Origin of the sequence: Capnocytophaga periodontitidis, from assembly GCF_016126015.1 — a bacterium.
GTDB lineage: Bacteria > Bacteroidota > Bacteroidia > Flavobacteriales > Flavobacteriaceae > Capnocytophaga > Capnocytophaga periodontitidis.
In genome coordinates this window covers 63,852-90,279 of sequence record NZ_JAEFDB010000009.1, presented here as the reverse complement: position 1 = coordinate 90,279, position 26,428 = coordinate 63,852, and the positions used below count along the sequence as shown (strand labels likewise).

20 protein-coding genes are annotated in these 26,428 nt (G+C 37.1%); 5 read left to right on the top strand and 15 right to left on the bottom strand.

Annotated elements, in window-relative coordinates; genetic code table 11:
• Positions 1-61: 61 nt before the first annotated feature.
• The 11 genes from ftsZ to I7X29_RS11700 all read right to left on the bottom strand — a co-directional run bounded on the left by ftsZ (position 62) and on the right by I7X29_RS11700 (position 11,166).
• Positions 62-1,849: a cell division protein FtsZ gene (ftsZ, locus tag I7X29_RS11750; RefSeq protein WP_198474913.1), complete on the bottom strand. Its 1,788-nt coding sequence runs from the start codon at positions 1,847-1,849 to the stop codon at positions 62-64.
• Positions 1,850-1,878: 29 nt separating this feature from the next.
• Complete coding sequence (ftsA, locus tag I7X29_RS11745; protein ID WP_009413352.1) at positions 1,879-3,318, bottom strand: cell division protein FtsA; 1,440 nt, start codon at positions 3,316-3,318, stop codon at positions 1,879-1,881.
• Positions 3,319-3,553: 235 nt separating this feature from the next.
• Positions 3,554-4,285, bottom strand: a complete 732-nt coding sequence (kdsB, locus tag I7X29_RS11740) for a 3-deoxy-manno-octulosonate cytidylyltransferase (RefSeq protein ID WP_198474911.1) — start codon at positions 4,283-4,285, stop codon at positions 3,554-3,556.
• A gap of 3 nt (positions 4,286-4,288) precedes the next feature.
• A complete protein-coding gene (locus I7X29_RS11735; protein ID WP_198474909.1) occupies positions 4,289-4,996 on the bottom strand; it encodes a hypothetical protein in 708 nt (235 codons plus the stop codon).
• 4 nt (positions 4,997-5,000) lie between these two features.
• A complete protein-coding gene (locus I7X29_RS11730; RefSeq protein WP_009413355.1) occupies positions 5,001-5,447 on the bottom strand; it encodes a DUF6790 family protein in 447 nt (148 codons plus the stop codon).
• 8 nt (positions 5,448-5,455) lie between these two features.
• Positions 5,456-6,166 (bottom strand): hypothetical protein, encoded by a 711-nt coding sequence (locus I7X29_RS11725; RefSeq protein WP_198474907.1) that lies wholly within the window; start codon positions 6,164-6,166, stop codon positions 5,456-5,458.
• Positions 6,147-7,247, bottom strand: coding sequence for an AAA family ATPase (locus I7X29_RS11720; RefSeq protein ID WP_198474905.1), 1,101 nt, complete (start codon positions 7,245-7,247; stop codon positions 6,147-6,149). The genes I7X29_RS11725 and I7X29_RS11720 overlap by 20 nt, the downstream gene beginning before the upstream one ends.
• Positions 7,248-7,346: 99 nt before the next feature.
• A complete protein-coding gene (gene accC, locus I7X29_RS11715) occupies positions 7,347-8,699 on the bottom strand; it encodes an acetyl-CoA carboxylase biotin carboxylase subunit (protein ID WP_002680793.1) in 1,353 nt (450 codons plus the stop codon).
• An 11-nt stretch (positions 8,700-8,710) separates the two neighbouring features.
• The gene (gene accB, locus I7X29_RS11710; RefSeq protein ID WP_009413356.1) at positions 8,711-9,214 is read right to left on the bottom strand and encodes an acetyl-CoA carboxylase biotin carboxyl carrier protein; all 504 of its coding nucleotides are present in this window, start codon (positions 9,212-9,214) and stop codon (positions 8,711-8,713) included.
• A gap of 41 nt (positions 9,215-9,255) precedes the next feature.
• Positions 9,256-10,266, bottom strand: coding sequence for a beta-ketoacyl-ACP synthase III (locus I7X29_RS11705; protein WP_198474903.1), 1,011 nt, complete (start codon positions 10,264-10,266; stop codon positions 9,256-9,258).
• A 249-nt stretch (positions 10,267-10,515) separates the two neighbouring features.
• On the bottom strand, positions 10,516-11,166 hold the full coding sequence (locus tag I7X29_RS11700) for a protein-L-isoaspartate(D-aspartate) O-methyltransferase (RefSeq protein WP_198474901.1): 651 nt from the start codon (positions 11,164-11,166) through the stop codon (positions 10,516-10,518).
• Positions 11,167-11,300: 134 nt separating this feature from the next.
• Between I7X29_RS11700 and I7X29_RS11695 the strand changes: the two genes are divergently transcribed.
• A complete protein-coding gene (locus tag I7X29_RS11695; RefSeq protein WP_009413359.1) occupies positions 11,301-11,888 on the top strand; it encodes a hypothetical protein in 588 nt (195 codons plus the stop codon).
• A gap of 33 nt (positions 11,889-11,921) precedes the next feature.
• Here I7X29_RS11695 and I7X29_RS11690 read toward each other — a convergent pair whose 3' ends face one another.
• Positions 11,922-13,049: a WG repeat-containing protein gene (locus tag I7X29_RS11690; protein ID WP_198474898.1), complete on the bottom strand. Its 1,128-nt coding sequence runs from the start codon at positions 13,047-13,049 to the stop codon at positions 11,922-11,924.
• Between the two features lie 526 nt (positions 13,050-13,575).
• Here I7X29_RS11690 and I7X29_RS11685 point away from each other — a divergent pair.
• From I7X29_RS11685 to I7X29_RS11675, 3 genes are read left to right on the top strand one after another with little or no spacing between them, the layout of a single operon-like run.
• On the top strand, positions 13,576-16,887 hold the full coding sequence (locus I7X29_RS11685) for a type VI secretion system Vgr family protein (protein WP_198474896.1): 3,312 nt from the start codon (positions 13,576-13,578) through the stop codon (positions 16,885-16,887).
• An 11-nt stretch (positions 16,888-16,898) separates the two neighbouring features.
• Positions 16,899-17,627, top strand: a complete 729-nt coding sequence (locus I7X29_RS11680; protein WP_225883735.1) for a hypothetical protein — start codon at positions 16,899-16,901, stop codon at positions 17,625-17,627.
• Between the two features lie 18 nt (positions 17,628-17,645).
• On the top strand, positions 17,646-17,999 hold the full coding sequence (locus I7X29_RS11675; protein ID WP_198474894.1) for a DUF4280 domain-containing protein: 354 nt from the start codon (positions 17,646-17,648) through the stop codon (positions 17,997-17,999).
• Positions 18,000-18,807: 808 nt separating this feature from the next.
• On the opposite strand, the gene I7X29_RS11670 is transcribed toward I7X29_RS11675, so the two are convergent.
• From I7X29_RS11670 to tyrS, 3 genes are all read right to left on the bottom strand, one after another.
• Positions 18,808-20,043, bottom strand: coding sequence for a site-specific integrase (locus I7X29_RS11670; protein WP_198474892.1), 1,236 nt, complete (start codon positions 20,041-20,043; stop codon positions 18,808-18,810).
• A gap of 247 nt (positions 20,044-20,290) precedes the next feature.
• A complete protein-coding gene (locus tag I7X29_RS11665) occupies positions 20,291-21,466 on the bottom strand; it encodes a WG repeat-containing protein (protein ID WP_225883734.1) in 1,176 nt (391 codons plus the stop codon).
• 116 nt (positions 21,467-21,582) lie between these two features.
• Complete coding sequence (gene tyrS, locus I7X29_RS11660) at positions 21,583-22,878, bottom strand: tyrosine--tRNA ligase (RefSeq protein ID WP_198474890.1); 1,296 nt, start codon at positions 22,876-22,878, stop codon at positions 21,583-21,585.
• A 410-nt stretch (positions 22,879-23,288) separates the two neighbouring features.
• Here tyrS and I7X29_RS11655 point away from each other — a divergent pair, with 410 nt between their 5' ends.
• Positions 23,289-26,423 (top strand): SusC/RagA family TonB-linked outer membrane protein, encoded by a 3,135-nt coding sequence (locus I7X29_RS11655; RefSeq protein ID WP_198474888.1) that lies wholly within the window; start codon positions 23,289-23,291, stop codon positions 26,421-26,423.
• The last annotated feature ends 5 nt before the right edge of the window (positions 26,424-26,428 follow it).

The window sequence follows — 26,428 nt, the reverse complement described above, 5'->3', positions numbered from 1 at the left end:
ACAAAAAAATCTGAAAGTTCACTATGAGCTTTCAGATTTTTTCTTTTTAAGGATATTTAATTTAGTCTACATTATCGTGCAAGAAAGAATTGTTACGTCGGATCTGCATTTCACCTGCACTATCTTTACCTACTGTAGTACGCGATTGACCTGCACTACCAAAGGTATGATTGTAGGTTTTTAGGTTGGACGAACGTTTGTTAAGCACATCGGAGATGGGAGCGTCTATAGGGCTGAGTTTTTGTTCTTCTTCTTCAAACATTCTTGTTTGTACCCCTATAGAAGTATTGGGATTGTAAGGTTGAGGAGTTTCACCATCTTTATTACTTACAAACTCAGGTTGAGTTCTTTTTTCTACCACTGGCTGAGTATATTTTTCTTCAAACTCGATATTTCTCACATACATATCAAATATATCTTCTTCTTTTACAGAAGATTTATTTGTGTATGAAGGTTCATAAACTTCATCATCTCTCAAGGTATGAATAATAGGAGCATCGGGAGCTTTTGTTTGTGGTTGCTGCTGGATAGGTTGCTGCTGGATAGGTTGTTGTTGAGCAGATTGTCGTTGAACTGTAGATTGAGATTGGAATCTATTATCGAACTGAGTAGGGGTTGTTTTATCGACAATTACAAAGGCATCGTCGGGGGTTACTACTTCGCAATCTGTCCAAATATTAAATAGGTCGGAAAGGGAAAGTTCTTTTTTAATTTCGGGAACAGCAGGGGTAGGATAAGCAATATTATCAGGTGTAGTGGAAATAGAGGTTTTTACTACGGCTCCTTTTTGCTCGGTTAAATCGCGAATAATAGTTTGGTTTTCTTCGAGTACGTGAATTACGCGACGAGGTTCGGCATTTACGATTTCTTGTTGTTGTTCGGCGTCAAAACCAGTAGCAATCACGATTACTGAGATAGCTTCTCCTAAACTTTCGTCTACACCTATACCATAGATAAGGTCGGCCATATTATCGCCTGCTTTTTCTTGGATATACCCCATAATTTCATTCACTTCGCGTTGAGTAGCTTTTCTATCTCCATAAGTAATAAGGACGAGAGCATTTTTAGCTCCTGTAATTTTATTATCGTTTAATAGAGGAGAGTTTAAGGCAGCTCCTACAGCCTCAGAAGCACGATTATCACCTTCGGCTATTGCTGCTCCCATAATAGCGGTACCTCCGTTTTCAAGTACAGCGCGAGCGTCACGTAAATCTATGTTAACCAAGTAGTGTTTGCTAATTACTTCGGCCATACCTCTAGCCCCTCTAAGGAGGATTTCATTGGCTTTTCCGTATCCTTCTTCTACGGTGAGGTCGTCGTAAATTTCGCTTATTTTATTATTATTGATAACGATAAGAGAATCTACACAGTCGCGCAATTTTTTAATTCCTGCTTGAGCTTGATGGCTGCGTTTTGGACCTTCAAAATTGAATGGAGTAGTAACGATAGCGACGGTAAGGATCCCCATATCTTTGGCTTGTTTAGCGATAACAGGCACAGCTCCTGTACCTGTACCTCCTCCCATACCAGCGGTAATGAATACCATTTGAGTATTTCCTTCTAAAGCGCGCTTGATATCTTCGATACTTTCAACAGCGGCTTGTTCTCCAATTTCGGGATTAGCGCCAGCTCCTAATCCTTCGGTAAGGGTAACACCTAACTGAATGCGATTAGAAATAGGGCTATACTCAAGAGCTTGGGCATCGGTGTTACACACAACGTAATCTACGCCTTTTATGCCTTCGTTATACATAAAATTCACGGCGTTACATCCTCCACCTCCTACGCCAATAACTTTGATATAGTTACTGTTGTTTTTAGGAAAGTTAAATTGATAGTTTTCTTCCATATCTAAATCATAATTATTTGTTTTATACTTTATTCGTCGTCGTCAGTTTCTCCTATATATTTAGAGATAAATTTATTGAATTTTCCCCAGAAACTTTCGCTTGTTTTAGGAGTTTCTTCTTCGTCGTCACCGACGGGTTGTAGTACTTCTTGAGTAGAGGTAATTGTATTGCCTACTACGGTAAGATTTTTTGGTACAGGTTCTATTGGGTTTTCTTGAAACAGAGGTTCTGTATTTTGATTTTGTGAAGCTTCATTAGCTTCTTGAGCTTTGAGTTCTTCTAATCGTTTTTTGAATTGTTCTTCAGCTTCGTTTTCTATAGCGCTCATTACCAACCCAATGGCTGTAGCATAGATAGGGGAAGTAAGTCGATTATCGGAATTACCAGCTAAGTGTTCATCGGGGTAACCTATGCGTGTATCCATTCCGGTGATATACTCTACTAACTGAACGATGTGTTTGAGCTGGCTACCGCCACCGGTAAGAACAATGCCTGCAATGAGTTTCTTTTTAGGTTCTTCGTGGCCATAACTTTTAATTACGTTGAATACTAAATTGATAATTTCACTCACGCGAGCGTGTATAATTTTAGAGAGGTTTTTAAGGGATATTTCACGAGGTTCTTTACCTTTAATACCAGGTATAGAGACGATTTCGTTGTCGCGATTTTCGCCAGGCCAAGCAGAGCCGTACTGTACTTTTAGCATTTCGGCTTGGCGTGCTAATATACCACAACCTTCTTTGATATCTTCGGTAATGACATTTCCTCCCAAAGGAACTACGGCTGTATGGCGAATAATACCATCTTTAAAGATTGCTACATCGGTAGTACCCCCTCCTATATCTACTAACACAACACCGGCATCTTTTTCTTCGTCGCTGAGTACTGCGCTTGCTGAAGCTATAGGTTCTAAGGTGAGCCCTATGGGTTTCAAGTTAGCCATTTCTACGCAACGAGAAATGCCTTTTATAGCGTTGATTTGGCCAATCACTAAGTGGAAAGTAGCATCTAACCGCGATCCCATCATACCGATAGGTTCTTTGACATCGGGGTTGTTATCGACTTTGTAATCTTGAGGTAAAGCGTGGATAATTTTCTGACCTGGAGATAAGGTGATATTATAAACTTGTTTTTTGAGTTCTTCTAAGTCTTCAAAATCTATCAGTTTATCAGGATCTTTACGTGAGATATAATCGGAATGAGAGCGACTGATGATATTTTGCCCTGCAATACCAGCCACTACATTTTCGATTTCTAAGCCTGTTTTTTCTTTTGCATCTTGGACAGCATCCATTATAGACTGGGTAGTTTGGGCGATGTTGTTCACTACGCCCTTGTTTATACCTTCGCTTTTTGCTTGTCCGTATCCTAAAATCTGAATTTTACCATATTCATTTTTGGCACCTACCATAGCTACAATCTTGGTAGTACCGATATCTAACCCAACGTAATACTTTTTATATTTCATTTTTTCACGTAAAACAATCACATATCTCTATGAGATTGATAATTTTTTGTTTGTTATTATATTCTTGAGGAATTAGGTAGTTTTATCGACAACTATAGCTTTGCAGGTAGCAAAGATAAGTAAAAAAGCAATTTGTATAGTAGTTTTTTATCAATAAGTTATTAACAATCTTATAAACTATTGAGAATCATTGTTAAAGAAAATGTTAAAAAATCTGTTAATAACTTTTTACTCTCTATTTTGAGAGGCGTTTTCGTGCTTTTTCTAAATCCTCGGGGGTATCAATTCCTATGGTAGGGATGTGAGTAAGGGCGAGGCGTATTTTAAAGCCATTTTCTAAGTAGCGGAGTTGTTCTAATTTCTCGGTCTCTTCTAACTGAGATGGAGGCAACTGAGTGAACTGTTGCAAAGCATCTTTGCGATAGGCATAAATTCCAATGTGTTTGTAGTAAGGCACAGCTGTATTGGGGTCACGCGGAAAAGGAATTACACTTCTGGAAAAATAGAGAGCTTCATTAAATTTGTTTACTACTACCTTGACATTATTAGGATTTGCAATATCATCGGGGTTGGTAATGCGTTCCATCAGGCTTGCTACTGCTATGTTTTTTTGAGGGTCGTTTGCAAAAATATCTATTACTTTTTGCAGATTTTCTTTATCGGTAAAAGGTTCATCTCCTTGTACATTCACGATGATATCTACTTCCAAATTTTTAGAAGCTTCAGCTAAACGATCACTACCACTATTGTGCTGTTTCTGGCTGCGAATCACACTGCCTCCTACTTCGCGAATTGCCTTTTCGATGCGATCATCGTCGGTTACTACATATACTTGGTCAAACAAGTGAGTATCAGCCACACGCTGGTAAGTATGCACAATCACGGGTTTGCCACAGAGGTCTTGCATCAGTTTGGCAGGAAAGCGTGTTGCCCCATAACGGGCGGGTATCATTGCTATGAGTTTCATATTTTATCTTGACAATAAGTATATTACTATAATTTGTAACACTATATTCAGAGGGAGTGCCCAAGCTAAAAATTTAGCTTTACGACGCATCTCTATGCTGTGTTGTATGTATTGTTTTACACGTGCTACCAATCTTTCGCTGCGTTTCTCGTAAGTATCGAGCAGAGGTGTTTTGTATATTTCGGCTACAAATCCCACTACGGGCACTTGTGAGAGCAGTAGCCACAATACTTGTTGAAAGACAGGAGGTATTTTAGAAATATATGTATTGAAAACCCCTTTTACTTGGTCGGTAGTTACTATTTTTTCAGTGCTTTTTTCAGCTTTATCTACAATAGCTGCGCATATTTTATGAATAAAAGGTTCAAATTGATTAAAAACATACAAAGTATAATCTAATTGCAAGAGAGAAAGCATACGTTTTACCGCCAAAAACACAAAAAAACCTCCTAAAAGTACTACAATAGCTAAATAAAGTAATTGTATATATTCAAATTTACTTGAAAATCCTATTATACAGCCCGCTATAATAAGGAATAAAAAGTTTAGCAAGAATAGTACTATGATACTTCCTGAGGATTTCATTCCAGAGGTTACCCCCAGTAGAGTCATTTCTTTGAGTTTCTCAAAATAGGTAGTAGCACCTTGTAGTTTTTTAAGCCCAGGTGTAAGTTCAAAAGTAGTGTCGACGTTTTTAATGTTGTTGTTCATTGTGTTATGGTTTTAAAATAAGTAATATTACAAGTGTTAGAGGCATTAGAAAATCAGGGAGAATAATCCATACATTCCCTTTGTTGAAATTGTGTTTTTGTTTCATTTCAACGATGTGTAACAAAGCAGCTCCTATCAAAAATACGCTAAAAGGGATAGTAGTTGCTAACCAAAAACCATCGCGAAACCAATGGCATACTATTCCACAAATACCTATTCCTAAGGACACAAAACCTAATTCTTTTTGAAAACCGTTAGATACCCACCCTATAGTTTTAGCTACTTTCTCACTGAGTATCGAGTGGCCTACAAAGTTAAACAACCCAAAAAAGCCTACTCCATAAACCAAATGGGTGTATAATGCAGTATATACAAAGCTTTCATCGAAAGAAAAAGCATATAGTACAACAGCTAATAACCAACAGATAAGGTATACAATAAGATATATCATAGTATTCTTTACTTTAATTTTCTTGATAATTTTTCTGTTCCAAACTCATCATATAAGAAAACTGGAAATGCACTCAATACGCCTACTTCATTAGGAACTTTATATTTTTCTTTTTGTTTTTCAAAAATAGATGATTGAGAAAAATATTTGGTAGGGAATCTATAATCGTCTGTTACAATATAGTTCATTTTACAAAGATGTGCTTCTGACAACTCTCTCCATATTTCTTTATCATACCTATTAAAATCTATATACTTAGGATTGCATTCTCTGTTTACTTGTTTTTTATATTGATCATTGCATTTTGCTATCTTGGTTTTAAAATCTTGTAGCGTAGTGTAATGCTTTAAAGCTTCTAACATAGGATAACTTACATAGAGTTTACCATTTTCGGTTTCATTATCAAAAGTACTGAATAAGACCTCTAATTTAGTATTTGAAGCATTAGAAGCGTGAGCATCATAATCAAAAAACAAATAAATCTCAGAAAAAGTATTTCTATCAAATTTTTGCAGTTCTTTTATACGGTTTTTCAACAATGTAAAAACATCTAAATCTCTATCTTCTTTTATCTCATTGTAAAGAGCATAAACCACTGTTCCAAAAACGCAAGTAATAACTGTTTTATCATCAAACAAAACTTTTTGCATACTTTCTACAACACTCTCTTCTCTTTTTCCCTCCATTACAAAAAGGATATTATTTGAGGCTAAATCCATTACTTTTATATATTTTTTCGAGATTATGGGCTTCTCTCAGTTCTTTGTCGGTTGCGTTAGCCAAAGAAACCATACGCTCTTTATCCATTATAAAATAACAATCAGGGCGCAGCAAATCATTGGTCATAATTGAGGTATTATGAGTAGTGAGAACAAACTGAACGCCCGCTTTTTTCAATTCTTCTACTATAAGTTTAGAGAGTTCAAAATGATAAAAAGCGTCAAACTCATCAATAAACAAGAAAGAAACTTTTCCTTTTTCGCGTATATCCTGAAACCAAACATAAAACAAAGCTAACGATTCTGTACCTGTAGAAGCTATATCCCAAAAAGGAATTTTTTTGCCTTTAAAATCAAAAACTAACATCTTTTTACCCAATATATTCAGTACCTCTAACTTACACTCTACCCCTGCACGGTTTAAAAATGTTTCAAAATCGCGGACATTATTTCGCTTGATAATATCTTCGGTAATGCCTCCCTCTTTAGTATCTAAACCTATATAGCTCGTATCTCTTAAGGTACGAAAGAAAAGCATCTTCTCTACAAATACAAAAAATTTTTTAAATGTAGTATTAATAACATTATCTTCTAAAACAGCATTATTTCTAATGTATTTTAACACTGAAATCTCTTGATTATGTTCTAAATCAGTATTCAATGTAGCTGCTCCTTCAAAATTTATAACTGCTGTGTTACTTTTTTCTCTATCAATAGTTGCTAAAAAGGCATCATCAATCCAAAAAGCTTCATAAATGATAGTTTTATGATTACTTTTCCGATATGTATAAGTTACTTTTTGTCCGTTGATAATAAATTCATAGTAAAATTCGGCACAAGCACTTTCGCTATAAGCATTGATATAATTACTATAATTCCATTCTCCTTTCTTTTTATCAGTAAGATGTTCAATAATATCAAAGATAGCAAAGCCTAAATTAGACTTCCCTACGCCATTCTTGCCATATACAATAGCATTATTGATGCAATTATCCCTAATGCATTCCTGATTGAAGTCGTACTTATTGACTTTGGTAAAATCTATTTCAAAGTTCTCTTGAAAACTTTTGAAATTAGACACTCTAAATTTAGTTAGCATCTATCTTATAATTATTATAAAGGGACTATCTTTCTTGTGAGTTAGACAGTCCCTTTCATTATACATTCATTTTTGAGTTGCTTATTCTGCCACTTGGGGTTTCATTTTGAAGTCCTCCATAAACTTAGTGGTGTAGTTACCAGCTAAGTAATCGGGGTCATCCATCAGTTGTAAGTGGAATGGAATAGTGGTTTTCACACCTTCTACGACAAACTCATCTAAGGCGCGTTTCATTTTGGCAATTGCTTCCTCACGGGTTTGCGCTGTAGTGATAAGCTTGGCTATCATAGAATCGTAGTTAGGTGGAATTACATAGCCGCTATATACGTGAGTATCAAGGCGTACTCCGTGCCCCCCTGGTGCGTGCAAAGTAGTAATTTTACCTGGTGATGGGCGGAAGTCGTTATAAGGGTCTTCGGCGTTGATACGGCACTCAATAGCGTGTAACTTAGGCGTATAGTTCTTACCTGAGATAGGCACACCAGCCGCTACTAATATTTGCTCACGAATAAGGTCGTAATCAATCACTTGTTCGGTGATAGGGTGTTCTACTTGTATACGAGTGTTCATCTCCATAAAGTAGAAATTGCGGTCTTTGTCTACCAAGAACTCTACTGTTCCTGCACCTTCGTATTTAATAAACTCAGCAGCTTTTACGGCAGCTTCGCCCATACGCTTACGAAGATCATCGGTCATAAAAGGGGATGGAGTTTCTTCAGTAAGTTTTTGGTGGCGGCGCTGGATAGAGCAATCGCGTTCAGAAAGGTGGCAAGCCTTACCATACTGGTCACCAACGATTTGTATCTCGATATGGCGAGGATCGACGATGAGTTTTTCCATATACATTGCATCGTTACCAAAGGCAGCGCCTGCTTCCTGCATTGCGCTGTTGAGAGCTTTCTCAAGGTCTTCCTCTTTCCACACATCACGCATACCGCGACCACCTCCACCGGCAGTAGCTTTTAACATCACAGGATAACCGATTTCGGCGGCTATTTTTTTAGCGTGTTCCAATGATTCTACAAGTCCATCAGAGCCTGGTACCGTAGGGACTCCAGCAGCTTTCATAGTAGCTTTGGCAGAAGCCTTATCACCCATTTTTTCAATCATTTCGGGAGAAGCTCCGATGAATTTAATACCGTGTTCTGCACAAATCTTAGAGAATTTAGCATTTTCCGAAAGGAAGCCATAGCCGGGGTGGATGGCATCGGCATTGGTAATTTCGGCAGCGGCAATAATATTAGGTATTTTTAAGTAAGAATCTTTGCTTGGTGGAGGGCCTATACACACGGCTTCATCGGCGAAGCGCACGTGTAAGCTATCGGCATCGGCAGTAGAGTATACAGCTACCGATTTGATACCCATTTCGCGACACGTACGTATCACGCGCAGGGCAATTTCTCCACGGTTGGCAATTAATATTTTTTTAAACATAGTTGTTTGGTTTAGGATGGATCCACTAAGTACAGAGGTTGGTCGAATTCTACAGGAGAAGAGTCGTCAACCAATATTTTAACTATTTTACCAGAAACTTCTGATTCTATTTCGTTGAAGAGTTTCATTGCTTCGATTATGCAAATGACAGTACCTTTAGAGATGGTAGAGCCTACTTCAACAAATAGCGGTTTATCTGGACCGGGACGGCGATAGAAAGTACCAATCATCGGCGATTTGATAGTGATATATTTACTATCGTCATCGGCGGGGGTTGCAGGTTTGCTGTCGGCAGGTTCAGCTGCGGGGAGTTGTTGTACAGGCATTGACTGTTGCAAAGGCAACTGAGGTAGTTGTTGAGCTATAGGCAATTGTTGTACGAACACTTGCTCTTTGCCACTTTCATCAGGGTTTGTTTTAATGGTGATTTTTACATCTTCCATTTCCAATTTCACTTCGCTTGCCCCTGACTTGGCAACAAACTTAATTAAATTTTGAATGTCTTTTAAATCCATACGTTATATATTATATATTGTATTCTTTCTATAGTTGTTATTTATTTGTGATAGAGGGGTCCATCGTAAGCCCATTTGAGATAAATAGCTCCCCAAGTAAAACCGCCTCCAAAGGCAGCTAATACAATATTGTCGCCTTTTTTGAGTTGGTTTTCGTAGTCGTTAAGAGCTAAGATGATAGTTGCAGAAGTAGTATTGCCGTACTTATAGATGTTGAGCATTACTTTTTCGGAAGGTAAGCCCATACGCTCGGCAGTGGCATCGATAATACGTTTATTGGCTTGGTGAGGAGCGAGCCATTGTATATCGTCGCGTGTTAATCCATTGCGTTTGATGAGTTCTTCGGCGACATCGGCCATACCTGTAACAGCATATTTGAATACAGTTTTGCCGTCTTGGAATACAAAGTGATCTTTGTTAGCCACTGTTTCGGCAGTAGTAGGACATAGAGAGCCTCCAGCTTTGATGTATAAATAATTACGCCCTACCCCATCGCTTTTGAGGAGTTCATCCTGTATCCCTAAACCTTCATAATTAGGTTCAAAGAGAGCGGCACCACCTCCATCGCCGAAGATGATACAAGTAGCGCGATCGGTGTAATCGATGATAGACGACATTTTATCTGCCCCCACCAAGAGTACTTTTTTATAACGACCTGACTCTATGTATTTAGCAGCTACTGAAACGCCAAATAGGAAGCTTGAGCAAGCGGCTTGCAAATCGAATGCGAAGGCATTGACAGCGCCTATTTGAGATGCTACATAAGGACCTGTAAGGGCTACAGGCATATCGGGGGTAGCCGTAGCCAAAATAACTAAGTCTATTTCTTTGGGGTCAAGACCTGTTTTATGAATAAGGTTTTTAGCGGCTTCAATACCTAAAAAGGAAGAGCCTTTATCGGGGTCTTTGAGTATGCGTCTTTCTTTGATGCCTGTACGGGTGTAAATCCACTCGTCGTTAGTATCTACCATTTTTTCTAACATTGCATTGGTTAGAACATCTTCAGGTACATAGCCTCCGACAGCTGTGATGGCAGCGGTTATTTTCTCCATTGTATTAAATTTTGGGCAAAAGTACGTAATTATTTTTATTTAACAGCAAAAAGGAGTCAATTTTTATTCAGAATTCTTCATTTTGCATTGAAGACAGAGAGGCAGTTCTACTACAAAAGTTGGGCACAGATTGCACAAATTACACGGATTTTGACACGGATAAATTTCTATTATCAATTGTAATTTGGACAGATTGACAGTTGCCACTACTATATTTCACGGAATATGATGCAAAAGAGTCTGGGATTATTAATTTCTTTCTTTTAACATTGGCACGAACTGGAATGTACCATAATCGGTTTTGTGGAATTCTTTTTCGGAGATGCGTTCGTAGAGGGTCATTGTTTGGGTTTCATTGCCTATGGGGATTACCAAGCGACCTCCAATGGCTAATTGTGAGAGAAGTGCATTGGGTACGTAAGGCGCACCTGCCGTTACTAAAATACGATCGAAGGGTGCATCGTTGGGCAAACCTTTATAGCCATCGCCAAAATACATACGCACGGGTTTACTGATGAGCTTGGGCAACAGCATTTGGGCTTGCTTGAAGAGTTTTTGTTGGCGCTCGATTGTATAGAGTTTTACGTTCAAATACAAGAGTATGCTGGATTGGTAGCCACTGCCCGTACCTATTTCCAAGACTTTTTGGTGTGGGGCTACTTGTAGCAATTCGGTTTGAAAAGCGACGGTGTAGGGTTGAGAGATGGTTTGGTCTTCACCTATAGGGAAGGCTTTATCCTGATAGGCGTGGTCTTCAAAACTGCTATCCATAAACAAATGTCGAGGGATAGTACGAATGGCAGCTAATACGCGTTCATCTTTAATGCCTTTTTCTTTGAGTAAATTGGCTAATTGGTTGCGTAATCCTTGGTGTTTTAATGTGTCTTTCAGCGGTAGCATTGTTTTATTTTTGGGTACAAAATTCTGTCTTTTTTCTGAGGTAAAAAAACATTTTTGTTATTTTTTTGGTAAAAAAATTGATTTTTAAAAATTTATTTCTACTTTTGTAGCGGAAAAAACTAAATTAGCAAGAGATGAGACGTTTCAACAAACTATACTTCATCGTGCTCTTTTTATCGGCTACTGCTTGTAGGATTAGTGAAAATTCGACAGAATCTTCTCAAGTGGTGAACATAGAAGACAAGTATGAAGTAAAACTACCTAACTCTCTTACTAACCAAAACAATCTCTATGAGCAAGCTTCTTTGCAGTATGGTGATCGCAAAACCGACTTTTTTGTAGCGGTAATTGATGAAAACCGATCGGAAGTGAACGATATGCTCTATGAGGTTTTGAAAGATTCGTTGCACATTCGCAGCAAAAATGCTTTCGCCAAAAAGTTTAAGCTTAAAAATTACTTTGAGATTTGCAAAAAAGGTTGGGCTGAAGCCAATATGATGCGCCCTACTGCCAAGCAAATTACCGAAACCACTATCAATAAGTATCCTGCTATAGTAGTGGAGACTACAGAAGAAGTGAATGGTATGGGGGTGTTCTATGTGGTGGCTATCATCGAAACAAAGAAAACGTACTACCAGATTTTCACGTGGACGTTAGCTAACAAAAAAGAGAAACATTACCAACAAATGAAGGAGATTATCAATTCGTTTAAAGAATTATAAATATGTTAAAGGGGGGCGTTTTGCAAAACGCCCCTATTCTTTTCTCGGTGGCCGTTTGCTCTCTATATTAGGGCGATAGTACTTATCACCTATTTTTACTTCGCTGTCACGCTGCGGATAACCAAAGAAAGCGTCTATAGCTCTCACTTCGTTGGTTACTGCATCGTACTCATTGCCTTCTTTATCTACAAATAATATAGTATCACCATCGTAAACTAAGGTGTAATTACTCCATAAAGTTGATTCGTTTATAGCTGTATAACAAGCAGGTATAAATCTACTTTCATCTTCTTTACCTTTATAATATTTGAAATATCCTCTTTTATCACCTAAGTATAGGTTGAAGTTAGAACCTAATCTATCAATTACATCATAAATAATAGGCAAAACTGTTTCTCCTTGCTCGTTTAAAAATCCCCAACGCTTATCTTTTTCTACTAAAAATAATTCAGGAGTGGTATAATACTCTTTTTCTAACACCTTATATTCAACAGGAATCACAATTTTTCCGCGATTATCAATCGTTCCCCATAGTGAATCTTTTTTTACTCTGGCGATTCCTTTATCAAAAATATCGATGTGATCATAACAAGCAGGGACGATGATTTTCCCTTGACGTTTGATACCAAATTTACCATTTTCTATATAAGGAATAGCTGTTTGGATATCTTCTTCATTTTTATATGTGTTGAGCGATGAATATCCTGTTCCACCTGCACAAAACAAGAACAGACAGCCTCCTGTACTACTATAAGTATCCACACGCATATCGTTTTCAATATTAGGATATATCAATACTTTATAAACTGAGGAATAAAGGTATATAGGAAAGAAAGGCAACAAGCTACGCGATACATACTTCCAGCCGTCTTTTTTAAGTTTTCCTTTGATACTTTTAGTTCCTGTAAGTACTTTTCCTTCTTTAAAAATCTCATAATTCACGTGTAGTGAATCACCTTTAAACTGTAGTTGAAAACGCATCGGAATTCCTTCTTTGTCTAAATAACTATAAGGCAAAAAAGTGAAGCAATTACCTTTACTATCATCTGTTTCATAAGAATAAGCGTAATAAGTACGATTGTTTAGCACAGACATATCCATTTTGGTGCTACTACAAGCTACTATTAAGAGAAAGGGAATAAGGCAGAAGAGTTTTTTCATTTTTCTGAGAAAATTGAAACTACTTTTATAATCTATTTTAAATAAAGAAGATACAGGAATTACAAGAAGATTAGGTAATGATTTAGTAATAGTTCTTATTTTATTTGATTACACCTATTTTCTCAGTAACTTCTGGGTACAAAGAATAAACTATTTTTCTAACTTTCTCACTTACAATCAATTCTATTTTGTAAAAAACCTAATAGGTAATGATTTAGTTACGGAATTTAATTCATTGCTTTGCCTTATTTTTATTGTGTTTTAACTCACGATGCAAAGGTACAATTATTTTTTTAGCGAGCAAAAAAATATCAAATAAAGATCTGAACGGTAGGTTCAACTGCTAAGTGTATACGACAATAAAGTAGGTAAAATAACTATATTTCCATTACCTTATATTCATCACGAATTGCCTTATTTTACTTACACTTTCAAAAATATTTCTTATTTGAGTTCAAAATAATTTGGTTAGTTGCGTTATTTTTCGTTACTTTGCTCTCAATTAATAGTAACAACACAATTGCGTATGGAATTGAAAGATATGAAAATCAAAACCTTTAAGGAGTTTTTAGAAGATAAAACCAATCCTGTGGTCTACTGTCTGCTCAGTTCCAATGGTAAAGACTTCTTAGCCAAAGAAAGCTACAAGGTTGAGCTACATCAATACAACTGCCAGCACGACACTTTTACTATTGAAACCCCTGAAGACTCTTTTGATGCTTTTAATGAGTACATTATGGAGCATTCTCGCGACTTACTTGGTGAGCCTCTTACCATTAAGTTCTACCAATATGGCAAAGTAGTACAGCACTTTTCTGGGATTATCACCAGAATTTATTGCAAACGACAAACAGGCGGTGGCTATGGCACACTCTACATTTCAGGCAATGCACCGAGTATCCTCTTAGACCAAGGAAAAGCCTGCCATTCTTATGAGAATAAGACTCTTAAAGAAATTATTGCCTTAGTAAGTGAAGGTTATGATAATTCTGCTCAGGTTGATAGCTCTGCAGGGGTAAACACTACAAGAGCATTGCCTTATACGGTGCAATACAACGAATCTGATTACGATTTTATTTGTCGTTTAGCTAATTTGTATGGAGAATACTTTTATTACGATGGCTCTAAACTTATCTTTGGCAATAAACTCCAAGAGACTATTGAATTAGGTGAGAACCTGAACCTCATTGATGAGGATTTTACCTTAGAGATGAAACCGCAGGATTTTGAGTACATAAACTATGCTATAGACAGGGCTGAAGTTTATAGAAAGGACGCCGAAAGTGCTTCTTGTGAGTACAAAAACAATCCTATACAGACCGATGCCAAAAATGCTTCTAAGAAGCTCTTCAAAAAGATACCACAAAAGTATCACTCAGCTACCTCGTTAGAGCAATCGGATATAGATTTAGAAGAAGTAGTGCGTCAGGAAAGAGATTTAAGGGAGCTATCACTTAAAGTAACAGGGCGCAGTCGCGACCCACGCCTGAGGATGAACACCTTTGCTTGTCTTACCGACATCAATGCACGTGCGATGGAGACCTATAGAGTTATCAAAATATCACACTACCATAGCGGTATGAACTATGAAAATAGTTTTGAGGCTATCCCTATGATGCGCACGCCTGCAGATTATAATGCAGAAGCATTCCCCAAAGCAGAGCAACAGCCTGCTATCGTTAAAGATAACAACGACCCACAAGGAATGGGGCGCGTACGGGTACAGTTCTTTTGGCAGAAAGGCGAACAGCTCAGTCCGTGGATACGAATGATACAGCCTTATGCAGGTAGTGGTAAAGGATTTTATTTTATCCCAGAGGTAGGCGAAGAGGTAATGGTAGATTTTGAGAATGGCAATGCTGAACGACCATTTGTATTGGGGGCGCATTATAACGGCGCGGCAAAGAGTGGGTATAACCCAACGACCAAAGCTATACATACTGAGAGTGGTACAAAAATTGTACTTAACGATGAAGATGGAAGTATAAGGATTGAGGATGCGAGTCATAACATTTACGAGATGGACGGCAAGGGCAATATCAATCTTTATGCCCCCAATAATATCTGTATGAATGCAGGTAAAAACTTTGACTTAAGTGTGGGGAATAATCTTAACTTCACTATAGGCGGGCAGGCTACAATGCAGATATTGCAGCAAATGCTTTTAGAAACCCCTTTGATGAAGCAGATAGTTGCTAATTATGAGGCACGTTTGGGTAATGCTTTGCTCAGCTCTGACAACCTGATGAAGATAGAGGCAAAAGAGACCAACGTGGCAGGGGTGGAAAAACTCTTTATCCACTCAGATGAGTTGGCAACGGTAAACTCTAAGGGCTTGCTTGAGGTGAAAGGACAGCAAGGCACAAAGCATAGTAATAAAGCAGAAGAGTATGAAATAATAGAGACTCTCCCTGATACTTATGTTTTAGTGCATTTTAGAACTAAAAAAGATTGGAAAGGAGAATTTGGGTTTGATTGTTATAAAGAAAACAGCAATGTGAAAGGAATTAATGATACTGAGAAATATATAGATCTTATCGGAAAGTATTATAGTAAAACAGATGCTGAAATGCAAATAGAAAAACAAAACAATCCTTCTAACACTTATAGTTCATTTTTTATATCCAATCCCAATAGTTGGTATGTAAACAGAGGTGGTAATATAATAGAAAATTTCAAACTTGATGGAACCCAATATGGACATAGTGATGAATCACAAAATAAACTGAGAAAAGATTTTTCCCTTTTTAACTTTAAAATCAAGAATAAGAATGGTATTGAGCAAAATTTTACTCATTACAAGTCTTTTATTGCCTTATTTCCTAAAACAGAGAATTATGGAGTGAGTGAAGCTGAAATTGAGTTACAGATTAAATTTTTAAGTAAAGAAAAACCTGATTATTTAGTGTTTAAACTCAATGATGAGACAAAAGAACTAACTGCTGATCATTATTTTATAGGGATTGATAGATTAAAAATAGAGCGGCCTAAATCGGGTAAAAGAGAAACTATAAAAATTACTTGTAAGGCATTTCAAGTCATAGATAAAAATGGACAGGGAATAAAGTTTGACAAGGATATAGATATTAAAATATATGCCATTAAAGTAGATGAAAAAGGGAACAAAACAGAAAATTTAGCAGGCTGCATTACAATGATTGCACCTATTGTAAAAACTATCAATATACTTCCTGTTTATATAAAAACTATAATGAGAGATTATATTATTAGTAAAGATAATAATTTTAATTTCTTAAAAAAAGCTTTAGGACAGGCGTTGATCAAAGTAAATTTACTTGAAAAAGACCCTAACAGTGCTCAAGGAGAGTCTTTCTGTTTAAATTTACCTGCGCCTTATCCTTTTACAATTGTCTCTAAAACAATAACAGATAATAATGGATTGGATAATTTTGTCAAAAATGAATTTGAACGTAAATATTCTACTGTTTATACAAATTATTTTAAATTGTATTTTCTTGATCTTGAATATAAGGAACCTAATACTGAAGGAGCAGGAGGTTATTTTGATTCAGTATCTAAATGTGTAATGTTATTTAATGGGCACCAAAAGGAAACCATTGCACACGAGTGTTTACACGCTTTAGGATTGCCACATTCATTCTACTACCCATCAGAAATATATAAATCAAGGATGGAAGAAAAAATAAGAGATAAGAACTTTTTTGTATTCAAAGCAATGGAAACAAACAACATAATGGACTATTCACATCTGGGAGTAAACCCTGTTACAAAAAATCGAATAGACTCGCCAAAAGAGCGTTATCTTACGTGGCATTGGCAATGGTTAATAGTACGAGAAAGTACATTATTGGAATAAAAAATGATATTATGAGAATATTTATAAGCTTAATAATCATCACTCTATTTTTACAATGTAAAAATGCGCAAAGATATAGCATTGAAGTTAAAAACTCTTTAAAAGATACAATTATGTTTAAACGATTTGATTTTGAATTATACAAAAGAAACTATGAAGGTTATAAAGAAGATCCAACACGTCCCCCATTTTATATATTAGCAGATGGGAGTGCTTTTGAATCATTTGTAGGGGGAGATGATATATATTATCTTGTGATACCTCCTAAGCCTTCCTACCATTATTATATGTATTTTTATTACCCCAACGGAAGACTAAAAGAATATGGAGCTTTTGCAGGACTTAGAAGTACTGTAAAAATAGGTGTTTGGAGACAATATGATGCTATAGGAGATGAAACACAGGTAGATGAAGAAGCAAAATTTGAGAAATGGTCTTTTAATAAGGTTTTAGAGGTATTAGAAAAAGATGGAGTTATCAATTTGCGAACGGGAAAACATAGAGAAGCAAATGAATTAGACTTTGATTTTGATGAAAAAGAAAAAAAATGGACAGTGGCAGTTGTTAAAGAAGTAATAGATGTTTTTATTGATGTTTATTATGAATATATCTTTGATTGTGTAGCAGGGACATATACTCGAGAAGAATATGAACGCTATAATAATAAAGCAATGGATCTTTATGGATTACCCCAATTAAAAAATAGTAAAGAGAATAAAAATAGAACTATAAAAAAGTAGAATAAATTTTTATGTACTATGCCACAAATCATCACTGATACTGCAGAACTCAGTTGCGATCAAGGTACTGCAACAAGTAAACTCAATGTTACAAGTCAAGATTTTGTAACTATTGAGGGTAAAGCTATGGCTACTGAGGAGGACAAGCAAGCGAATACTAATATACAGCCCTTTAAGCAATGTAAACTAAAACCTTCTTCAGGTGGTTATTTACCTTGTGTGCCTGCTCCTATTCAATGGGAAGATACCGCAGAGAAAGACTCTATCAACGGACAAAAAATACTTACAGAAAGCTCCTATTGTATGTGCTCAGTTGGTGGTAAAATCACCATAAAAGATAAAGGACACAACGAAAATCACAATGCAGAATGACCTAATCGCTACGACTTCGGAGTGCGTTTTAAGCTCCCTGCAAGGGCAAGTTGTTTTGAGTGCCTAAACGCCTAATGCGTGCCTCAAAACACAACTTGCTCTGTTCCGGTGAACAGAAAATTCTCCCTAAAGGTCAAATTTTAATTAACTATAAGAAAGGGAGATAAACACTACAAGCACATAAAGTAATTTAGGGCATATTAGCAATATATTTAACCAATCACTTACTTACAAAGCTATTTACAATTCTATGTAAAGCTATATGTATATTTGTACATTACTTTGAATTTACGTATCAACGTAAGCAAGTACGTACGAAGGTAAAAACGTAATTAGGTAGCTACATAGTTTGAAATTTTTTATTCGACAATGGGAGGAAAAGCGGTATTCGTTTCAAAAAACAATCTGTAAGAAGCGGCATTTTTCTCATATTTGACATTTTTTTATTCGCTTAAAGGTCGGAATGAGCTGGTTTCGTTTCGAGTGCCATAAAAGGTCTGTGTTTAGCTTCTGCAAGGTTTTTCAAAAAAATACTACCCGCAGGACAACGGACAAGGGCTGGAGATTTTTTTGAAAACCCATCGGGCTTGACCTTGCAAGAAGCGTTAAGAACACAGAAATACCTTTGCACTCGAACAACGAACCGCCATTACGTGCCTTAAGTGTTTAAAACAGGGAAAATAGGTAAGCCTTAATAACACTCTTATCTTTGTGAGATAGCTTTCTGTAAGGCAACAAAAAAATCCATTGACACATCTCTTTTTGAAATGTTATCAATGGATTTTAATTCTAAGAAGAAATTTGTTAGTTATCCTATCTTTAAATTCTTTAATCGTTCAGCTGCAATTTCCATATCCTTGCTAATTTTCTCATTGGTGATTTTAGCATAAATCTGGGTAGTTTTGATATTCTTATGTCCCATCATCTTACTAACACTTTCCAAGGGAACTCCTTCTGTTAAGAACAGAGTACCAAAGGTATGGCGTGCCCAGTGAAATGAAATGGGTTTTTCACGAATGATGTTACAATCTTTCATCATCTTTCTGATTAAGAGATTGCAATTAGTGTTGGAGGGCGTAGGAAACAATGCCTCAGTACGAGTCGTACCCTCATATTTTTCAATAATTTTCTCGGCTATATCTAATAGGCGTACATTACAGGGCACATCGGATTTCTGACGTCGTTTGATAAGCCATTTGTTACCGTCAAAGAACGATTGTAAGTGACTTTTCTTGAGCTGCTTGATGTCAATGTAAGAGAAGCCTGTAAAGCAACTAAAAACAAATAGGTCTCGTACTAATTCAGCAGAAGCACTCTTAGGATGATATTGTAGAAGAGCTTCTACTTCCTCTCTAAGCAAATAGCCTCTGTCTTTCTCCTCCATAGAACTTATATAATTCTTAAAAGGATTGCGATAGATGATACTCTTGTCTATAGCTATTTCTACCATTTTACAAAGGGGCATCATATAAACCCATATTGTGTTGTGAGTAAGACTTTTATTAACTCTAAGATAGAAATCAAAATCGTTGATAAAGTCTTCTGTAAGCTCTTTGAAAGAAATATCACTTCTGTGGTATTTGTACTGGATAAACTCACTCAAATGAGTGTATACATTTTCGTATTTGTTGAGCGTACTATAACTTCTAACACCTTTTTCTACCATCAAGGCAAAGTCCTCTTTAAACTTCTCATAGACTTTTAGCAAGGAATCTTCCATTACTCCTATACCCAAGAAAGTAGCTTTTAGCTTCTGAGCAGTAACCACTCCCTCGTACTTCATCAACTCCTCATAATGAGTAATGATACGTGAGCGAATTTCTTCCAGCTTGCGATTGAGTTGGGTAGCTTCTTCTGTTTTACCTGTTACCCTGCCGTATTTCAAATCCCATTTCTGTGGAAGGATTTCAAGTTTGGTACTAAACTGAGCTACTTGATTGTCAATGGTAATACGCCCCATAATAGCAACCTTACCATTCTTCTTTGGGGCATTCTTTTTAAGGTAGAACAATACCTTAAAAGTTGAGCGCTTTACTTTTTTCATACTCTAATTTTTTAATTTGCGAAAGTACTTTTTATCAAGTTACTGTACAATATGAAAAAAGGTGTAAAACACTGAAATATAACCTACTAATAAAAAATATTTTTCAAGGTATTAGGTAACGATTTAGAAACCTAATTTTGAAAAAAACTATCTAAAACATCTAAGACTCTGTCTTCTCTTATCTTCCTGTCAAAAAATTAATCCTCTTTGTATGAGCTAATTACATTATTTTTTGTAGTTTTGCTTTTTATTCGTAATTTTCTGAGATAATTGTAGGATTTTCAGATCGCATTGCGGGGCGCTTAGTCTCTAAGTTGGGTTTATAAAAACTGTTATCAATCTTTACTATGCATTCCTTCCCCAACTTTTCACCCATAAAAGTTTCCCACTTGTTTAAATGAACTATTTGCAAATCATATTCATTACCTTTGTGATCTATAAAAAGAGGCGTTATTCCATCGTATACTAATATATAATCTGAATTAAGAGTGCGCTTTTCTATTTTGGTATATACAGCAGGAATAAATAAATAAGGCATTTGAGATGGAGAATTAGTGTAATAAGTAAAATACCCTACTTTATTACCTATCCCTAAAATGTAACTTCTCTCATTAGATTGTTTTTCTATATAACTATAAATAAGAGGCAATATAGGCACTCCTGAAGGTTCTAAAAATCCGTATCGCCTTTCTTTTTGTGCTATAAAAAAAGGGTGACTGTCTACTGATTTGTCATATTGCAAAGCATCGTATTCTAAAGGAATAATCATCTGACCATTTTTATCAATTGTACCCCATTTTCCTTCTCGTTCTACAATAAAAAACCCATCGGTATAAGCACTGATATAATCATATTGAGCAGGTATGAACAATTTTCCTCCCTTGTTGATACCATATTTACCATTTTCAAAAAAAGGAATCATCAGCTCTTCATCATTGATACGCTTATAAATATGTTTCAATTTATAGGAATAACCAGTTCCTAATACAGCTAATACAGCCCCTTCTCTATCTACATAAGTATCTACTCTCAAATTTCCTTCTTCAGTAGGGCGCAAACGCAGTCGATGAATATAAATCCTCATATAAATAGGAAAATAAGGTTCTATTTCACAAGCAGCATAATAGCGCCAAAAGCGCCGTTTTTGCTTACCTTTAAAGCCTCTTACTACGGGAATAGTTGAGTCATTAGCAATTGAGTCGTAAGTTACAAACAAAGAATCTTTTTTAAAACGCAACCGAAAGCTATTTATTAGTGCCTTTTGCTGTTGGTACTCCAACGGTACAAAAGGAAATTTACGTTCATTTTCTTCCTCCTTTTCTTTAGAAAAAGCATAAAAAGACACATCATTTAGCACCGTCATATCTACTGTTTTACAAGCGATAAGTAAGAAACATAATATAAGGGGAAGGAATGTTTTCATAGATAAGAGATAAGAGATAAGAGGTAAGAAGAAAAATTAATAATAATAATAAACTTTGCCAAAGGTGCGAGCCGCACGGGCAGGGAAACTTTGGCAAAGTTGGATATTATAAAGAATTATACTTTCTTTACTATAAAGTAGTTTTTCTTTCCGCGTTGTAATAGGATAAATTTACCATCCACAAGGTCTTTTTCACCTATTTGGTAGTCTTCACCTACTTTCTCTTTATTTACCGAAATAGAATTTTCTTTCAAGGCACGACGAGCTTCGGAATTAGAACTAATGAAGCCTGTTTTTGCTGAAAGAATAGCAATCATATCAAGTCCGCTAGCGATATCGGCAGCACTTACTTCGGCTTGAGGTACGCCGTCAAACACTTCTAAGAAAGTTTTCTCGTCTAAAGTGCGCAAATCGGCAGAAGTAGAGTTACCAAAGAGGATTTGTGATGCTTTTTTAGCTTTCTCGAGTTCTTCGCGCCCGTGTACTAATAGGGTGAGTTCTTCAGCCAATTTGTTTTGCAATACGCGCAAGTGAGGCGCCTCGGTGTGCTGTGCGATGAGACTATTGATTTCCTCTTTGCTGAGCATTGTAAAGATTTTAATATAGCGTTCGGCATCGGCATCGGAAGTATTAATCCAATATTGGAAGAACTTGTAAGGTGAAGTTTTCTCGGGGTCGAGCCATACGTTACCGCCTTCACTCTTACCGAATTTAGTACCATCGGCTTTGGTAATCAGCGGGCAAGTAAGGGCATACGCCTTTCCTCCTGCAATGCGACGAATGAGCTCGGTACCTGTAGTGATATTTCCCCATTGGTCTGACCCTCCCATTTGTAAAGTGAGATTTTTCTCTTGATAGAGATGCAAAAAGTCATAACCTTGCAAGAGTTGGTATGAGAATTCAGTAAACGACATCCCATCGGTATTTTCATTGGGGTCGAAACGTTTTTTCACTGAATCTTTAGCCATCATATAGTTCACAGTGATGTGTTTACCAATATCGCGGATGAAGGAGAGAAATGAGAAGTTTTTCATCCAATCGTAGTTATTCACGAGCTCTGCGCGATTGGGAGCGGTACTTTCGAAATCGAGGAATTTTGCCAATTGTTTTTTAATACCCTCTATATTATGTGCTAATACTTCTTCGGTAAGCAAATTGCGTTCAGCCGATTTACCTGAAGGGTCGCCTATCATTCCTGTTGCCCCCCCTACAAGTGCATAGGGTTTATGACCGCGATTTTGGAAATGGCGCAACATCATCACGCCCACTAAGTGACCGATATGTAACGAATCGGCTGTAGGGTCAAACCCCACATAAGCGGCGCGTAATCCTTCCATAAGATGTTGTTCAGTTTCAGGCATTATATCCTGAATCATACCGCGCCAACGCAATTCTTCTATAAAATTCTTCATTAGTTTTTGTTCGTTTATAATTTATAATTTGGGCAAAGGTACAAATTAATTGAGAATTAACAAGAAGACAATCTATAAAAACGAATATCATTCAAGTTTCTCACGATTTTAGACGAAAGAAAAATATTAACATTTATTTAGAAATAAAGAAATCTTATTTTTTCATAAGATGGTAATATCTTTTTCTTAAAAAATAATTAAAATATTTCCATCAAAAAAACCTTTATTTTTCGATTTTTGTATTTTTTAGATTGAAAAAGCACTTTTTCAATTAAATTCTTTTCGATTGATTGATAAAAGGTTACAGAAATCGAAATGTTAAAATTTAAATTTTGTTAATAAATTTATTCGTTAAAATTTGGCAGTTTATTAAGAACTTCCTACCTTTGTCGAAAATAAATTTTTATTAAATGAAAGTAAAAGAATCAATGTTGCTATTCGTTTTGTTACTATGCTGCACTGTAGCAATGGCACAAACGAGAGTATCTGTAACAGGTTCTGTTACAGGTAACGATGGACTGCCCCTTCCTGGGGTGAGTGTGGTTGTCAAAGGGACAACTCGTGGCGTTTCAACCGATTTTGATGGGAAGTACGAAATTCAAGTTGCTCCTAATGAAGTACTTGAATTTAGCTCTATAGGCTATGCTTCTCAGCTTAAAAAGATTGATACTAAAAAAGGGACGTTTACTTTAAACATCGTCCTTAAAGAAGAAGCGCAACAGCTTGGCGAAGTAGTAGTTACGGCGTTAGGTATCAAGCGTGAACAAAAGGCTTTGAGCTACAATGTACAACAGGTAAACGCCGAAGAGCTTACTAAAGTGAAAGATGCGAACTTTATCAACTCGCTCACTGGTAAAGTAGCGGGGGTAACGATTAACCGCAGTTCTTCAGGCGTAGGAGGTGCTACCAAAGTAGTGATGCGTGGTGCTAAATCTATTGAAAAGAGCAACAACGCGCTTTATGTGGTAGACGGCGTACCTATGCTCTCCACCACTTCTACTCAAGGTAGTGGTAGATTCAATTCACAAGGAACTACCGAAAGTATTGCTGATATCAACCCTGACGATATCGAAAGTATGACCGTACTTACAGGGGCATCAGCTGCTGCGCTCTATGGTTCGGCTGCTGCCAATGGGGCTATCCTTATCACTACTAAAAAAGGTAAAGAGGGCAAAATGAACATTCAGCTATCTTCAAACACTGAATTTGCCAATCCTTTTCTCTTACCTGAATTCCAAAACAGCTATGGCAGTGATGGCAAAGTAACTTCTTGGGGAGCTAAATTGCCCAGCGATGCCAGTCGTTACGATGTGAAGGACTTCTTTAGAACTGCCACTACCCTTACCAATTCGGTAGCGCTTTCTGGAGGTACTGAAAAGAATCAAACTTATTTTTCAGCAGCTTCTACCAATGCCGAAGGGTTGGTACCTAACAACCATTACAACCGTTACAACTTTACAGTGCGCAACACAACCCACTTGCTTAACGACCGTTTGCGCATTGATGCTTCAGCGAGCTACATTCTCCAAAACCACCTCAATATGATTAACCAAGGGGAATATATGAACCCCTTAGTAGGTGCTTATTTGATGCCTCGTGGTTACGGTTTGCAACGCGCTCGTCAGTTTGAACGTTACAACCCTACTAATCATATTTATGAACAAGTATGGGGGGATTTTGCAGCTGGGCCTGACGGTACTTTCAACGGTAGCTTTGCAGGTGATTATACCTTGCAAAACCCATATTGGGTAGCTTATCGCAACTTACGTGAAAGTAAACGCGAACGCAATATGCTCTCTTTGGGCGTTACCCTCGACCTCAAACAATGGAGCCCTACTGAAAAATGGGATATTTCAGGTCGTGTACGCACCGATAACACCAACTTCACCAGCACCGACAAACGTTATGCTTCTACTTTGTCGCTATTGGATATGAGCAAAACAGGTTATTTTGGCATTGCTCGTGGTTATGAAAAACAAACTTACTTAGATGTTTTAACGAACCTCAACAAGAATTTTGAATGGGAAGGTGTAGGTCGTTTCTCTTTAGTAGCCAATATTGGGGCTTCTTTGCAAGATACACGTTATGACGAATTAGGCTATAAAGGACCTTTGCGCAAAGACGGTATTCCTAACGTATTCAACGCTTTCAACATCGACCAAGGTGCTGCCAAAACTCGTCCTTACCAATCAGGTTATACCGAACAAACTCAATCTATTTTTGGTAGTTTGGAAGTAGGTTACAACAGTTGGCTCTACCTCACCCTCACTGGTCGAAACGATTGGGCTTCACAATTAGCAAACTCTCCACAATCTTCTTTCTTCTATCCTTCAGTGGGACTTTCAGGAGTACTTACCGATTTGCTTTCAGCTGAAAAGAAAGCTAAATTATACAATACTCTATCGTTTGCTAAAATGCGTGTAGCTTTCAGTTCGGTAGCTTCTCCTTTTGATAGAGAACTCACTACCCCTACTTTTACTTTCAACGAAGATACTAAAGTATGGAAAGCCGTTTCGTATTTCCCTATCGGGGAATTGCGCCCTGAACGCACTGATTCTTACGAAGTAGGTATCGCTACCAAATGGCTCAAAGGTACCCTTTCTTTTGATGCTACTGTTTATCAAACTAACACTTACAACCAAACTATCAAGGCTGAGATTTCACCTTCTACAGGTTACGACGGCATCTACTTGCAAACAGGTGATGTACGCAACCGCGGACTTGAAGTGGGCTTAGGTTACGATTTGAAAATCAAAGATAAATTCAACTGGAACAGCTACTTTACAATGAGCTACAACGAAAACAAAATTATGTCGCTTGTTGAAGATTACATCAACCCCGTTACTGGGCAACGCGAAGGTCGCAGTTACTTAGAAAAAGGAGGTATTGGTGGTGCTCGCTATATCCTTAGAACAGGAGGTACTTTAGGCGATGTATACGCTTCTAACGATTTCAAACGCGATGCCGATGGCAATTTGTTATTAGATTCAAATGGTCGTGTGAGTGTACAGAATTATAACAATTTCAACGATTATGTGAAATTAGGTAGCGTGTTACCTAAATACAACTTAGGTTGGCGCAACGATTTCAATATTGGTAATATAGGCTTTGGTGCAATGCTGGCTGGACGTATCGGTGGGGTTGCTATCTCTATGACTCAAGCAGCCTTAGACCACTACGGTGTTTCTAAAGAATCGGCTGAGGCTCGCGATGCGGGAGGCGTAAATATCAATGGTTACAGAGTTCCTGCCCAAAGTTACTTTGAAGAACGCGGAAAAGGACGTATCGCTCAATACTACACCTATTCGGCTACTAACTTCCGCTTGCAAGAAGCTTATGTTTCTTACCGTTTGCCTCGCAAACTCGTGAATGATAAAATAGATGTTACCCTTTCGATAGTAGGTAGAAACTTAGCAATGCTCTATAGCAAAGCACCTTTCGACCCCGAAGCCGTTTCATCTACTGGTAACTACGCTCAAGGTTTAGACTACTTTATGTTGCCAAGCCTTAGAAGCTATGGTTTTAGTATCAAAGCAAACTTTTAAATAAG